The sequence below is a fragment of the Ruegeria sp. AM1 genome, from assembly GCF_056540745.1.
The window spans coordinates 349172-362041 of the sequence record NZ_JBQFXH010000001.1 but is presented as its reverse complement, the minus strand read 5'-3'; the positions used below and the strand labels follow the sequence as shown (position 1 = coordinate 362041).

Genomic DNA, 12870 nt, shown 5'->3' with positions numbered 1-12870 from the left:
CATGCTGAAGAAATTCTTTCAGGCGTTTCGCCCGCCAAAGCAGACAACCCTACCCGATCCTGACGCCGAACTGGCGTTGGGGGCCCTTCTGGTGCGCGTGGCGCAGGCCGATCGTGATTATAAGATCGAAGAGATCAGCCTGATCGACCGCATCCTCGCGCGGCTATATCAGCACAACGCGATCGAGGCCGCCAAGGTCCGCGCAACCTGTGAAAAGCTGCATGCCGCGGCGCCCGAAACCGATACATTCGGCAAGCTGATCCGCGAGACCACCGACCTGCAGGAACGCATGGCAGCGCTGGATGCGCTGTGGGAGGTCGTGCTGGCCGATGGCAACTCGGATGAGGGTGAGATCAAGATCGTCGAAGAGGCCTGCGCCTCCATGGGTCTCAGCATCAAAGACAACAAGGATGCGCGCGACCGGGTGCAAAGCCGCTTGGAAGCCAGCTAAGCAGCGTCTATATCTTTGTTCATGTTCAGTGATTTCCTGTCCCGGCTCACGCAGCCGCAGCCCGATCCGCTTGCCGAAGATGATGCCCGCCTGGCCCTGACCGCGCTGCTGGTCCGCATCGCCCGGTCCGACAATGACTATGCCGATACCGAAATGGCCCGGATCGACCGTATCTCAGCCCAACGCTATGGTCTGTCCCCGTTCGAAGCCGCCGGCCTGCGCGCCAAGGCCGAAGACCTTGAGGCCGAGGCCCCCGACACCGTCCGCTTTACCCGTGCCATCAAAGAGGCCGTACCGTATGAGCACCGCCTTGGCGTGGTCGAGGCGTTGTGGTCCGTTGCCCTGGCCGATGGAGAACGCTCGGCCAATGAGGATTCGCTGATCCGTCTTGCCGTCAGCCTGCTCGGCGTCAGCGACGTCGATTCCGCGCGCGCGCGGCAGAAGGCTGCCAAATCGTGATTGCCATGCTGGGCATGTATGACATGCCCGCGCTGCAGCCCGCCAATGATCGGTTCTGGACTTTGATTCGGGGCCATCTGGGCCTTGGTCCCACGCATCTGACCCGCAACCGGGATTTCTGGGAGATTTGGCAAGACCCGTCGCTGATCTTTGCGCAGACCTGCGGCATGCCCTATCGCACCCGGCTGCACGGCAAAGTGCAGTTGGTCGGCACGCCGGATTACGGCTTGCCCGGTTGCCCCGCCGGACACTACCGCTCTGTCTTTGTTATCCGTACCCAAGACGACCGTGATCTGGACCAGCTCACGCAAGGCGTCTTTGCCTATAACGAGGCGCTGTCTCAATCGGGTTGGGCGGCCCCCGTGACGCATATGGCCCGCAACGGCCTGACCCCAGGCCGCCTGCTTGAAACCGGCGGCCACGCGCAATCGGCAGACGCAGTGGCCGACGGACGCGCCGATTTTGCAGCGTTGGATGCGCTGACATGGGCGCTGCTGACCGAGCATACGGATATCGGGCTCAAATTGCGGCAGATTGCGGTCACAGACCCCACCCCGGCGCTGCCTTATATCACCGCCCAAGATCAAGATGCCGCGTTTATCGCGCAGGCCGTGCAGGCCGCTATTGCAGACCTCTCACCGGCGAACCGCAAAGCACTGCACATCCGCAGGTTGATCGACATTCCGGCCGCACAGTATCTGGCTATTGGCAATCCGCACACACCGCAGGCAATTCAATCCACATCCTGACCATTTTGATCAATACCTTTGGCCGATTCGTCACTTTCTAGGCTTGAACTTGTCATTTGCGCATTGCATTGGTCGTTTTTTTCAGCCCTAGTACCGCACCAACACCACCAACAACAACTGGACTGCCTGTGACAGAAGCCGCTCCCGTCATCGAGATCAAAAACCTTCATAAAAGCTTTGGGAACCTCGAAGTACTGAAGGGGGTGGACATTACAGCGTGCAGAGGTGACGTCGTTTCATTGATCGGGTCTTCCGGCTCGGGCAAATCTACGCTTTTACGCTGCTGCAACCTGCTGGAAGACAGCCAGGAAGGCGAGATTATGTTCAAGGGCGAACCGGTGCGCTGGAATGGCAGCCACCACCATCGCCGCCCGGCCGACCCAAAACAGGTGCTACGCATCCGCACCAACCTGTCGATGGTGTTCCAGCAGTTCAATCTGTGGGCCCATATGACCATCCTGCAAAACGTGATGGAGGCACCCGTCACCGTTCTGGGCCGCGACAAGGCCGAGGTCGAGGACAGCGCCCACAAATATCTGGAAAAGGTGGGCATCGGCGACAAATGCGATGTCTATCCGGCGCAGCTGTCGGGTGGCCAGCAACAGCGCGCGGCCATCGCCCGCGCCCTTTGCATGGAGCCCGAGGCGCTCTTGTTTGACGAGCCCACATCGGCGCTTGATCCCGAACTGGAACAGGAAGTGATCAAAGTGATCAAGGATCTGGCCGCCGAAGGCCGCACCATGATCATCGTGACCCACGACATGAAGATGGCCGCCGACATTTCCAGCCATGTGGTCTTTCTCCATCAGGGCCTGATCGAGGAAGAAGGCACCGCCGAAGATATCTTTGCATCCCCTGAATCCGAACGGCTTCAGGGATTTCTCTCCGCCACCAAGGCGGCTTAACCTCAGAATAGAACCAATAAGGGGAGTAACTCATGAAAAACCTGATTCTGACCACTGCAGCACTGGCACTGACAGCCGGTATCGCCATGGCTGACACCGTGCGCATGGGCACCGAGGGCGCCTACCCTCCCTATAACTTCATCAACGATGCCGGCGAGATCGACGGCTTTGAGCGTGAGGTTGGCGACGAGCTTTGCAAACGTGCTGGTCTGGAATGCGAATGGGTCAAGAACGATTGGGATTCGATCATTCCGAACCTGGTTTCGGGCAACTACGACACCATCATCGCGGGTATGTCGATCACCGACGAACGTGACGAAGTTATCGATTTCACCCAGAACTACTATCCGCCCACCGCATCGGCCTATGTCGCAACTTCGGACGCGGCTGATGTAACCGGCGGTGTCGTTGCTGCGCAAACCGCAACAATCCAAGCTGGCCACGTCGCCGAGACCGGCGCCACGCTGGTTGAATTCGCAACGCCCGAAGAAACCATTGCAGCCGTTCGCAACGGTGAAGCTGACGCCGTTCTGGCCGACCGCGACTATCTGGCGCCGCTGGTCGAAGAATCCGGTGGCGAGCTGGTCTTTGTTGGCGATCCGGTTCCACTGGGTGGCGGTGTAGGCATGGGTCTGCGCGAAAGCGACGCTGAACTGCGCGGCAAGTTTGACGCAGCCATTACGTCGATGAAGGCTGACGGCACACTCAACGAGATGCTGGTCAAATGGTTCGGTGAGGACACCACCACCTACAACACAGACGGTTCTGTTGTAACCAACTAAGCCCTCCGTCCAACGGTCCGGCGCGTCACCGCGCCGGACACGCCCAGCCTTGTCGCCGGGCACGACGCTCGAAAGACGCTTCATGTTTTCCTATTGCGCTGACCCCGACACGTTGGGCACGTTCCGCTGGTTCTCGTGTTATCTAACCAATGGCGTACACTGGTCGTTCTACCTGTCGTTCATCAAGGTTCTGGCGCTGCTGGCTGTGACGGCCCCGGTTGCGCTCAGCTTTGGATTTGTCGGCGCGATGGCTGCCCGGTCGCATCTTGCGCCGCTCAGTTGGCTGGGCAAGGGGTACATTGCGATTGTCCGCGGCGTGCCGGACATTGCCTTCTTTCTTTTCTTCGTGATCGCGCTGGATCAGGCGTTCGAGTGGATCCGCCACAAGACCCTGTGCTCCGACTGGACCGATCCGGTGCGTCAGGGCAATGACTTCCTTGTCTGTCAGGCCGCCAAACTGCCGCTTGGCACCGCGCCGGAATGGGTCCATGAAACCTATGGCTTTGCGCTGGCGGTGATCACCTTTTCTATCGTCTTTGGCGCATTCGCCGCCAATGTCCTGTTCGGCGGCATGCGTGCCGTGCCCCACGCCCAGCTAGAGACAGCCGAGGCCTATGGCATGACTCGCCGCCAGACCTTCTGGCGCATTCTGGTTCCGCAGATGTGGGTCTATGCGCTGCCCGGTCTCAGCAATCTGTGGATGGTGCTGATCAAGGCCACGCCACTGCTGTTCCTGCTGGGGATCGAAGACATCGTCTACTGGGCCCGTGAACTCGGCGGCACCAAAACGTCGAAATTCACCGCCTATCCGCATGGCGACTGGCGCATGTGGTACTTCCTGTTCCTGCTGGTCTTCTACCTCGGCATGACCCGCGTCTCGGAAATCGGGCTGGAGCGTCTGATGCGCCGCCTGTCCCGCGGTCAGGCCACCGCCGCCGGAGAGCTGCTGCGCAAGGAGACCACCCAATGAGCTGCTTGCAAACCATCCAGGATTATGGCCTGCGCTCGATTGGCTTGGGCGAACGGCTGCTGCCCAAAACCGACTTTACCCTGTGCGAGCAGTTTACCCTCATCGGCTCAGGCATGATCTGGAACATCTATTTCGGCATCATGGCTCTGGCGACCGGCTTCTGTCTGGCCACCGCGCTGGCGCTTGGCAAAGCGTCCCCGCGCAAATGGCTGCGCAAACCGGCCGAGTGGTTCATTTTCCTGTTCCGCGGCTCGCCGCTGTTTATCCAGTTCTTCTTCGCGTATTTCTTCTTCCTGTCGCTGAAGAAGACATACCCGATGTTCGACGCCTTCACCTCGGCCTGGCTGGGGGCGCTGATCGTGCTGTTCCTGAACACAGCCGCCTATTCGGGCGAGATCTTCTATGGCGCCCTGCGCTCGATCCCCAAGGGGGATACCGAGGCGGCGGACGCCTATGGCATGTCCGGCTGGTCCCGGTTCAGACGGGTGGTCTGGCCCACCATGCTGCGGCTCGCGTGGCCCGCCTATACGAATGAGGCGATCTTTCTGTTCCACGCCACCACCCTGGTCTATTTCTCGGCCTTCCCGGCCTGGCAGCAACGCGGCGATGCACTGTATTATGCCAGCTACTTTGCCGACAAGACGTTCAACCCGTTCATCCCCTACCCGATCCTGGCCTTCTATTTCATCCTGCTGACGCTGGTGATCATCTGGGCGTTCGGCTTGGTCAACAAACGGCTGAATCGGCATCTGCCTGCCGAGCGAAAATCCAAAATGAAGTTCCGCCTAAACCTGGTACGGTAAAGAGCACCGGGTTTTCATTTATCAGAGCGTAAGGTTTTTTTTCCGTGTATGTGGCGAGACAACTGAAGCATTTGCCCTTGATTTCTGCGCTTTTTCTGCTGCATCCCAGCCTCTTGGTGGCCGGAGACTCTGCGGCGTTTGACCGTCTTTTCATCTCACCGCCAAGTTCGTTAGCTGACGAATGCAGGAACGATATCGTTCAGTTGCGTATCGAAGACTGGCAGCGACGAAACGATGAAACTGATCCATTTGCCTCTGTCGATGAAATCCTTGGATCAACGCCTATGCAAGACATCAGCCTTCTCGAAGACAAGGGCTGTGGTCCGCATTTCATGTGGAGCTTTCTGGCATGCACCCAGCTTGATGATCCAACAGCCGAACATATTGTTCCCCGGGGCGTTGTCGCTTCAAACGACTTAGAGATGAGGGCGGTCATAGAAGATTGCCTGACAAGGTTCGAAAAGTCCGGCCTGCCCCCCCTGGACTGAGGAACATCCACAGGAAACTGCTCAGCACGTTCGCCATGATCTACAAGAGCGCGACGATGCCGGATCGCCAAATCTGCAGGGCGCTGACCGGTGATAAAGGTAAAACCTAGCGCATTCCACAACTCGACCGAAGGGCAAGGCCCCTGCTCAGTTCAACTGCAAAACATCCTAAGCCCACTCGGCCGGGTTCAGACGGAACAGTTTTGAAAGCTGCGCATAGACCTCGGGCACCGCGTGCTGCAGCGCTTTGGGGCGTTCAAAGAAAACTTCGACCGAGACGGCAAAGAACTCTTCATGCCCGGTCGCCCCATAGGAATCGATGACCGTGGGCTGCCCGGTTTCAACTGCGTGAACATGGGCGTCATAGGCGGTCAGAAAGGCCCTTTCCCACTCGGCAAAGCTCTGGCCTTCGCTGAGGATCGGCACCCCGTTTGTGCCGCCGGACAGATCGTCGATCTGATGCGCAAACTCATGCAGCACCACATTCTGCCCATCCCGGTCATCCAGCGCGCCCTGCCTGCTATGCGCCCAGGACAGAATAACCGGCCCGCGATCCCAGCTCTCGCCGGTGCGCACGATCTCTTTTTCCGAGACGACAAAGCCCGACTGCCGCCGCTGTTTGGATTTGAACGCGTTCGGATAGATCAGGATGGTGGTCAGATTGTCGTACCAGAGGTCGCTGTTGATCACCAACAGACAGGCCTGCGCCGCAATCGACAGCTCCATCTCTTCGGTCACCTCAAGCCCGTCACAGCCATAGAAACTCACCTGATCCAGAAACAGGTTCACCTTGCCATCCAGATGCGCGCGCAACCCGGCCGGCAGCCGCCGAATAATCGGAACCTGCCGCGCGATGACATCGCGTTGATGGTCGGTCAGCGGGGTCGCCAACAGCACCGCCCGGGCCTGTTTTCTGGACCAGAGGTAATAGGCAAGACCGCATGCGATCAGTAACAAAATGCTAAGAAAGATGAACATAGTGGAAGACTATAAGGATCACCGGCGCGGGTACAATTGGCGCTGAACATCTGTTTCAGCTTTGTACAAAATATAGGAAACGGGTTCCGGCTGTGGTGTGATTTGTACAAAACGCGCCGGAGCCCGGGTTCTCGCGAACACGTCGTGCGTGACCTGATCAAATCTGATGACAACCCAAAGCGGCTCAACTACACCTTCGGAAACGAGAGGAGCGGAGCCCCGGATGGACCTCAACAACCTGCAAACCTTCCGCGTCGCGGCCTGTGACCTCAACGGGCAGATGCGCGGCAAGCGCGTACCTTCGTCTTATGCTGCAAAGCTGGACAAAGGCGTGGTCCGGATGCCGTTTTCAGCACTGAATGTCGATCTTTGGGGGGCGGACATCGATGGCAGCCCTTTGGTGTTCGAGACCGGTGACGCAGATGGCGCATTGCTGCCAACCGACCGTGGCCCGGTTCCCATGCCGTGGCTCGATACGCCTGCTGCGTTGGTCCCGATGTGCCTGTACGATGATCGGGGCACCCCCTACACTGGTGATCCACGTCACGCCCTTGCAGCGGTTTTGTCCCGCTACGAGCAGCGCAACTGGTCCGTTGTCGCCGCGACCGAGCTTGAGTTCACGCTGCTCGATGCATCGGAGTTCGCGCCCAAACCACCGATCAACCCGGTGACAGGCCGACGCCTCTCGGATGAGGCGGTTCTGGCCATGGCCGAACTGGACGCGTTCGACGCGTTTTTCACAGACCTCTTCAAAGGCTGCTCCGCGATGGGTATCGCCGCCCAGACCGCGATCTCCGAAAGCGGGATAGGTCAGTTCGAGGTCAACCTGACCCATCAAGCCGCGATGCGCTGCGCCGATGATACGTGGCTTTTCAAGAGCTTGGCACGCGGCCTTGCGCATAAACACGGGTTTGCCGCCACCTTCATGGCCAAGCCCTACCCCTCCGATGCCGGCAACGGGATGCATGTGCATTTTTCGGTCATCGATGGGGAGGGTCATAATGTATTCGATGATGGCGGCCCTGACGGGACCGACATGTTGCGCTCGGCGGTGGCCGGGTGCCTTGCTGCAATGCCGGGCAGCACTTTGCTCTTTGCGCCTCATGGGAATTCCTACCTCCGCCTGACGCCCGACGCGCATGCGCCCACAGGGGCCTGTTGGGCCTATGAAAACCGTACCGCCGCGATCCGTATACCGGGCGGCGCTCCGGCGGCGCGCCGGATCGAACACCGGGTCGCGGGGGGCGATACCAATCCCTACCTCGTGCTTGCTGGTGTGCTAGGTGCCGCGCTGACCGGTATCGAAGACAACCTGCAACCGCCCAGCCCGATTGTGGGCAACGCCTATGAAATCGAAGACCTGCCGCAACTTGCGCCGGACTGGCAAGGCGCGATCGACCAGTTTACCGCGGATCCGCAAATTGCCCGCATCTTCCCGGCCGAGTTGATCCGAAATCTTGCAATGACCAAGCGGCAGGAAATCCACCGCTTTGCAGCCCGCCCGCCCAATGAGCACTGGCTCAGCTATCTTGAGGCAGTATGATAGTCTCACACCCTGTCTTTCGGTTGGGCAGACTAAAATTGACTAAATGCGGTGATCCATGAAAATCGGCATCCTCCAAACCGGCCACTCCCCCGATTCCATGATTGAGGAGTTCGGTGACTATGACACTCTGTTTCGTGCATTGCTGAGCGGGAATGGCTTTGAATTCAAAACGTTCCCCGTTGTTGATCAAGTCTTTCCGGGCGGCCCGGATGATGCGGATGGCTGGCTTATCACCGGATCGCGTCACGGCGCTTATGAAGATCATCCCTGGATTGGACCGCTCGAAGAGCTGATCCGCGCCATCCAACACAGCGGCAAGCCCTTGATCGGTGTTTGTTTTGGCCACCAGATCATCGCGCAAGCCCTTGGTGGAAAGGTCGAAAAATTCCGGGACGGCTGGGCCGTTGGACGAAAAACCTATGACTATGACGGGCGCTCTGTCGTGCTGAACGCGTGGCATCAGGATCAGGTCGTTCAGGTGCCCGACAACGCACGGGTGCTTGGCGGCAACGCGTTTTGCAAGAATGCGATGCTGGCCTATGGCGACACGATCTGGACGGTGCAGGCGCATCCGGAATTTCAAAATGCTTTTGTCGACGGCCTGATCCGCACGCGTGGCAAAGGTGTGGTCCCCGACGAGCTGCTGCAAGCGGCCACCACCCAGCTGAGCGCCGCGAATGACAATCAGGAAATCGCGGCCTTCATGGCTGACTTCCTGACAAAAGCGAGGGACCGATGACCGATTGGACGGATAACCTGCCGCAGGCAGCACAGGATTATATCGCGGGACATCGGCTGGATGAGGTTGAATGCATCATTTCGGACCTTCCCGGAATTGCGCGCGGCAAGGCGGTTCCGGCCTCAAAATTTGCGCGCCAGTCCCATTTCCATCTCCCCGACAGTGTCTTTTATCAGACCATCACCGGCGGCTGGGGCGAGGCTGCAGGCGAAGACGGGTTTATCGAGCGCGACATGATCCTGAAACCCGATCTCACGACGGCGTCAGCCGCGCCCTGGACAGGCGATTGGACATTGCAGGTCATCCACGACGCCTATGACCGCGACGAACGGCCCATACCCTTTAGCCCGCGCAACGTTCTGAAACGTGTTGTGCAACTCTATCACGAAAAGGGATGGAACCCGATTGTCGCGCCTGAGATGGAGTTCTTCCTCGTGGCCCGGAATGTGGACCCCGCGCAGGGGATTGAGCCGATGATGGGGCGGTCAGGCCGCCCTGCCGCCGCCCGGCAGGCCTATTCCATGACGGCCGTGGACGAATTTGGGCCAGTGATCGACGACATATATGATTTCGCCGAGCATCAGGGGTTCGAGATCGACGGCATCACGCAGGAAGGCGGGGCTGGCCAGCTTGAGATCAACCTGCGCCATGGCGACCCCGTCAAGCTGGCGGACGAGGTGTTCTATTTCAAACGCCTGATCCGCGAGGCTGCGCTGCGCCACAATTGTTTTGCCACTTTCATGGCCAAACCGATTGAGGATGAGCCGGGTTCAGCCATGCATATCCATCATTCAATCACGGATGCTGAGACTGGTCAGAACCTCTTTTCCGGCCCTCAGGGCGGTGAGACGGATGCGTTTTATCACTTCATAGCCGGGCTTCAGACGCACCTGCCCGCCGGGCTGGCGGTGATGGCGCCTTATGTGAATTCCTATCGTCGCTATGTCAAAGATCAGGCCGCCCCGATCAATCTGGAATGGGCGCGCGACAATCGTACCACTGGGATTCGGGTGCCGCTGTCCGGTCCCGAAAGCCGCCGGATCGAGAACCGGATTGCCGGGATGGATTGTAACCCGTATCTGGGTATCGCGGTGTCACTGGCTTGTGGCTATCTGGGCCTGATCCATCAGGAACGCCCGCGCCGCCAATTCTATGGCGACGCCTATGACGGGGATGGAGATATTCCACAGGTTATGGGTCAGGCGCTGGATCTGTTTGATGAGGCTGAGGCGCTGCGCGAGGTGCTTGGCCCTGATTTTGCGCGCGTCTATGGCATCGTCAAACGCGCAGAATACGAGGAGTTCCTGCAGGTGATCTCTCCGTGGGAGCGCGAGCACCTTTTGCTGAACGTCTGACGGCACGACGCGATGAACCTGTTGTATAGCAACGATCGCAAAGGGGCTTATCCGCCAAGCTGGTATGCTGCAACGGCGCACGACTCGTCTCCGTCTCCTGCATTGTCCGGGCAGATCAAGGCGGATATCTGTATCGTCGGCGGCGGCTATACCGGCCTGTCGGCGGCGTTGCATCTGGCCGAGGCCGGGTATGATGTAGCCCTGCTTGAGGCTCATCGCGTCGGGTTCGGCGCGTCAGGTCGCAACGGCGGGCAATTGGGCAGCGCGCAACGGGTTGATCAGGAGCAGCTTGAACGGCTGGTTGGATTGGAAGATGCCGCCAAGCTGTGGGAGCTGGCCGAAGACGCAAAATCTCTGGTCAAATCACTGATCCGAACCCATGAAATCAATTGCGATCTGAAACCGGGTGTCGCCACGCTGGGGTTTACAAATGCCGAATGCCGGGGGTTGCACGATCACGCGGCCTATCTGTCTGACCGATACAACTATGACCAGATCGAGCGGCTGGATGCCGAGGCCGGGCATGCGCTCTGCCCCTCACCAGCCTATGCGGGCGGATATCTGGACATGGGCGCCGGACATCTGCACCCGTTGAATTATGCGCTGGGATTGGCTGCAGCGGCCAAAGCGGCGGGTGCCAAGATTTACGAAGGCACCGAGGTGCTGGGGATCGAGGACAGAGATCGCATTATCGTCCGCACCGACTCCGGTCAGGTGGTGGCGGATCACCTGATCCTTGCCTGCAACGGGTATCTGGGCGATCTGAACCGGCAGGTCGCCGCGCAGGTCATGCCGATCAACAACTTCATCGTTGCAACGGAACCTTTGGGCACCGAGGTGCAGCGGGTTCTGACCCGCGACGTGGCGGTTGCAGATACCAAATTTGTGGTGAACTACTTTCGGCTCAGCCCGGATGGGCGTCTGCTGTTTGGCGGCGGGGAAAGCTATGGCTACCACTTTCCGCCTGACATCACAGCGACGGTCCGCAAGCCCATGGCAGAGATCTATCCGCATCTGCGGGACGTCAAAATCGACTATGCCTGGGGCGGAACACTGGCCATCACGATGCGCCGCATGCCGTATCTGACCCGGTTGTCCACAAACATCCTGTCCGCTTCGGGCTATTCCGGTCATGGGGTTGGGACCGCAACGCATGCCGGGCAGCTTATGGCGATGGCCATTCAGGGACAGGCAGATGGGTTCGACACCATGGCGCGGGTCCCGTCATCGCCTTTCCCCGGCGGCCGAGCCCTGCGCAATCCGCTGCTGGCTTTGGCGATGACCTGGTACAGCCTGCGCGACCGATTGGGTCTGTAGTTTTCTGAACACGACAGTTCAGTGAAATTTTGCCAAAGAATGGAATGGAGGCTTGGCTTACCCGTCATCTAATTTTATATTTGCAAAAGATAGAATTCGGGAAATCCAAATATGACGCTTCCACCCAACGTTCATGCCGCCGAACCCATCCCCGCTGCCGCACGAGACGCCATTGATGCCCTGATGCAGTCAGGTGACCTGTTTCGATATACTGCGCCTCAGGATGCGCCAGTTGCGCTGCTCGAGGCTGAGTTTGCGGGGCTGCTGGGGTCGAAATACGCTCTGGCCGTATCCTCTTGCTCGGCGGCACTGTTCCTGTCGCTCAAGGCGCTGGATCTACCGCGCGATGCGCGGGTTTTGATCCCCGGCTTTACATTTGCTGCTGTACCGTCGTCTATCGTGCATGCCGATTGCATTCCGGTCCTCTGCGAAGTGGCGGACAATTACCGCATCGACATGGCTGATTTCGCTGCCAAGCTTGAAACTGTGCAGGCGGTTATCATCAGCCACATGCGCGGCCATACATCGGATATGGACGCGATTATGGAACTGTGTGGTTCCCGCGAGATTCCGGTTATCGAAGACGCGGCGCATTCGCTTGGTACTACTTGGCATGGACGTAACATCGGCACCATCGGCAAAATCGGCTGTTTTTCGTTCCAGTCCTACAAAATGATCAACGCCGGAGAAGGTGGCATCCTGATCACCGACGACGCTGATCTGGTTGCGCGTACGGTGATCATGTCGGGCGCTTACGAACATAACTGGAAGAAACACAAAGGCCCGCGTGGCGACAACTCGCCCGAACTGGAGCAGGCCTTTGCCCGTTGGCAGAACAAGCTGCCGCTATATAACCTGCGCATGAGCAACCTGAGCGCCGCCGTCATTCGCCCGCAAATACCCGAACTGGCCCGGCGGGTTCGTGATGGGTTGGCCAACCACGACTATGTGGCAGACCGGCTGAATAACTCGGCATATATTCAGGTCCCTGCCCCGCTGCCCCCCGAACAGCGCGCGCCGGATTCAATACAGTTTAATCTGGTCGGGCTGAACGAAGATGAAACACGCGCCTTTGCCGCTGCCGCTGAGGCACGCGGTGTTAAGGTGCAGGTTTTCGGCCTGAGTGAGGACAATGCGCGCGCCTTCTGGAACTGGCAGTTCTTGCCTGAAACTTTTGAGTTGCCGCAGACACGTGCAATGCTGATGAAAGCCTGCGATGTGCGCCTGCCCGTGCGCCTGACACGCGATGAGCTTGACGTCATTGCCGACATCCTGCTTGCCTCAGTCGAAGAGGTAACCGCACCAACCCAGGCATTCGGTACGTAAGA

Annotated in this window: 14 protein-coding genes; 13 read left to right on the top strand and 1 reads right to left on the bottom strand. The window is 58.9% G+C overall.

Going from position 1 to position 12870, the window contains the following annotated elements; genetic code table 11:
- Window position 1 precedes the first annotated feature (1 nt).
- From ACR0I7_RS01770 to ACR0I7_RS01735, 8 genes are all read left to right on the top strand, one after another.
- Window positions 2–451: a tellurite resistance TerB family protein gene (locus ACR0I7_RS01770; RefSeq protein ID WP_480507822.1), complete on the top strand. Its 450-nt coding sequence runs from the start codon at window positions 2–4 to the stop codon at window positions 449–451.
- Between the two features lie 21 nt (window positions 452–472).
- Complete coding sequence (locus tag ACR0I7_RS01765; RefSeq protein WP_480507820.1) at window positions 473–910, top strand: tellurite resistance TerB family protein; 438 nt, start codon at window positions 473–475, stop codon at window positions 908–910.
- A complete protein-coding gene (locus ACR0I7_RS01760) occupies window positions 907–1659 on the top strand; it encodes a phosphate/phosphite/phosphonate ABC transporter substrate-binding protein (RefSeq protein ID WP_480507818.1) in 753 nt (250 codons plus the stop codon). Before ACR0I7_RS01765 ends, ACR0I7_RS01760 begins: the two co-directional genes overlap by 4 nt.
- 128 nt (window positions 1660–1787) lie before the next feature.
- The gene (locus ACR0I7_RS01755) at window positions 1788–2564 is read left to right on the top strand and encodes an ABC transporter ATP-binding protein (protein ID WP_480507816.1); all 777 of its coding nucleotides are present in this window, start codon (window positions 1788–1790) and stop codon (window positions 2562–2564) included.
- Window positions 2565–2596: 32 nt separating this feature from the next.
- Complete coding sequence (locus ACR0I7_RS01750; RefSeq protein ID WP_480507814.1) at window positions 2597–3346, top strand: transporter substrate-binding domain-containing protein; 750 nt, start codon at window positions 2597–2599, stop codon at window positions 3344–3346.
- An 82-nt stretch (window positions 3347–3428) separates the two neighbouring features.
- Window positions 3429–4316, top strand: coding sequence for an ABC transporter permease (locus tag ACR0I7_RS01745; protein ID WP_480507812.1), 888 nt, complete (start codon window positions 3429–3431; stop codon window positions 4314–4316).
- Window positions 4313–5119 carry an ABC transporter permease gene (locus ACR0I7_RS01740; RefSeq protein ID WP_480507810.1) on the top strand — a complete coding sequence of 269 codons (807 nt, stop codon included), beginning with the start codon at window positions 4313–4315 and terminating at the stop codon, window positions 5117–5119. The genes ACR0I7_RS01745 and ACR0I7_RS01740 overlap by 4 nt, the downstream gene beginning before the upstream one ends.
- Before the next feature lie 50 nt (window positions 5120–5169).
- Entirely contained in the window at window positions 5170–5607 is a 438-nt protein-coding gene (locus ACR0I7_RS01735) for a hypothetical protein (protein ID WP_480507808.1), read from the top strand.
- Window positions 5608–5775: 168 nt separating this feature from the next.
- Here ACR0I7_RS01735 and ACR0I7_RS01730 read toward each other — a convergent pair whose 3' ends face one another.
- Complete coding sequence (locus tag ACR0I7_RS01730; RefSeq protein ID WP_480507806.1) at window positions 5776–6585, bottom strand: M90 family metallopeptidase; 810 nt, start codon at window positions 6583–6585, stop codon at window positions 5776–5778.
- Between the two features lie 223 nt (window positions 6586–6808).
- Here ACR0I7_RS01730 and ACR0I7_RS01725 point away from each other — a divergent pair, with 223 nt between their 5' ends.
- From ACR0I7_RS01725 to ACR0I7_RS01705, 5 genes are all read left to right on the top strand, one after another.
- Window positions 6809–8128 (top strand): glutamine synthetase family protein, encoded by a 1320-nt coding sequence (locus ACR0I7_RS01725; RefSeq protein WP_480507804.1) that lies wholly within the window; start codon window positions 6809–6811, stop codon window positions 8126–8128.
- Window positions 8129–8186: 58 nt separating this feature from the next.
- Window positions 8187–8870 carry a type 1 glutamine amidotransferase gene (locus tag ACR0I7_RS01720; RefSeq protein WP_480507802.1) on the top strand — a complete coding sequence of 228 codons (684 nt, stop codon included), beginning with the start codon at window positions 8187–8189 and terminating at the stop codon, window positions 8868–8870.
- A complete protein-coding gene (locus ACR0I7_RS01715; RefSeq protein ID WP_480507800.1) occupies window positions 8867–10225 on the top strand; it encodes a glutamine synthetase family protein in 1359 nt (452 codons plus the stop codon). The genes ACR0I7_RS01720 and ACR0I7_RS01715 overlap by 4 nt, the downstream gene beginning before the upstream one ends.
- A 12-nt stretch (window positions 10226–10237) precedes the next feature.
- The gene (locus ACR0I7_RS01710; protein ID WP_480507798.1) at window positions 10238–11542 is read left to right on the top strand and encodes an NAD(P)/FAD-dependent oxidoreductase; all 1305 of its coding nucleotides are present in this window, start codon (window positions 10238–10240) and stop codon (window positions 11540–11542) included.
- 111 nt (window positions 11543–11653) lie between these two features.
- Window positions 11654–12868 (top strand): DegT/DnrJ/EryC1/StrS family aminotransferase, encoded by a 1215-nt coding sequence (locus tag ACR0I7_RS01705; RefSeq protein ID WP_480507796.1) that lies wholly within the window; start codon window positions 11654–11656, stop codon window positions 12866–12868.
- Window positions 12869–12870 lie beyond the last annotated feature (2 nt).

Bases quoted from the DNA above. Each gene is read 5' to 3' on its own strand.
- ACR0I7_RS01770 (WP_480507822.1), top strand. From the start codon at position 2: ATGCTGAAGAAATTCTTTCAGGCGTTTCGCCCGCCAAAGCAGACAACC.
- ACR0I7_RS01765 (WP_480507820.1), top strand. From the start codon at position 473: ATGTTCAGTGATTTCCTGTCCCGGCTCACGCAGCCGCAGCCCGATCCG.
- ACR0I7_RS01750 (WP_480507814.1), top strand. From the start codon at position 2,597: ATGAAAAACCTGATTCTGACCACTGCAGCACTGGCACTGACAGCCGGT.
- ACR0I7_RS01745 (WP_480507812.1), top strand. From the start codon at position 3,429: ATGTTTTCCTATTGCGCTGACCCCGACACGTTGGGCACGTTCCGCTGG.
- ACR0I7_RS01740 (WP_480507810.1), top strand. From the start codon at position 4,313: ATGAGCTGCTTGCAAACCATCCAGGATTATGGCCTGCGCTCGATTGGC.
- ACR0I7_RS01730 (WP_480507806.1), bottom strand. From the start codon at position 6,585: ATGTTCATCTTTCTTAGCATTTTGTTACTGATCGCATGCGGTCTTGCC.
- ACR0I7_RS01725 (WP_480507804.1), top strand. From the start codon at position 6,809: ATGGACCTCAACAACCTGCAAACCTTCCGCGTCGCGGCCTGTGACCTC.
- ACR0I7_RS01720 (WP_480507802.1), top strand. From the start codon at position 8,187: ATGAAAATCGGCATCCTCCAAACCGGCCACTCCCCCGATTCCATGATT.
- ACR0I7_RS01715 (WP_480507800.1), top strand. From the start codon at position 8,867: ATGACCGATTGGACGGATAACCTGCCGCAGGCAGCACAGGATTATATC.
- ACR0I7_RS01710 (WP_480507798.1), top strand. From the start codon at position 10,238: ATGAACCTGTTGTATAGCAACGATCGCAAAGGGGCTTATCCGCCAAGC.
- ACR0I7_RS01705 (WP_480507796.1), top strand. From the start codon at position 11,654: ATGACGCTTCCACCCAACGTTCATGCCGCCGAACCCATCCCCGCTGCC.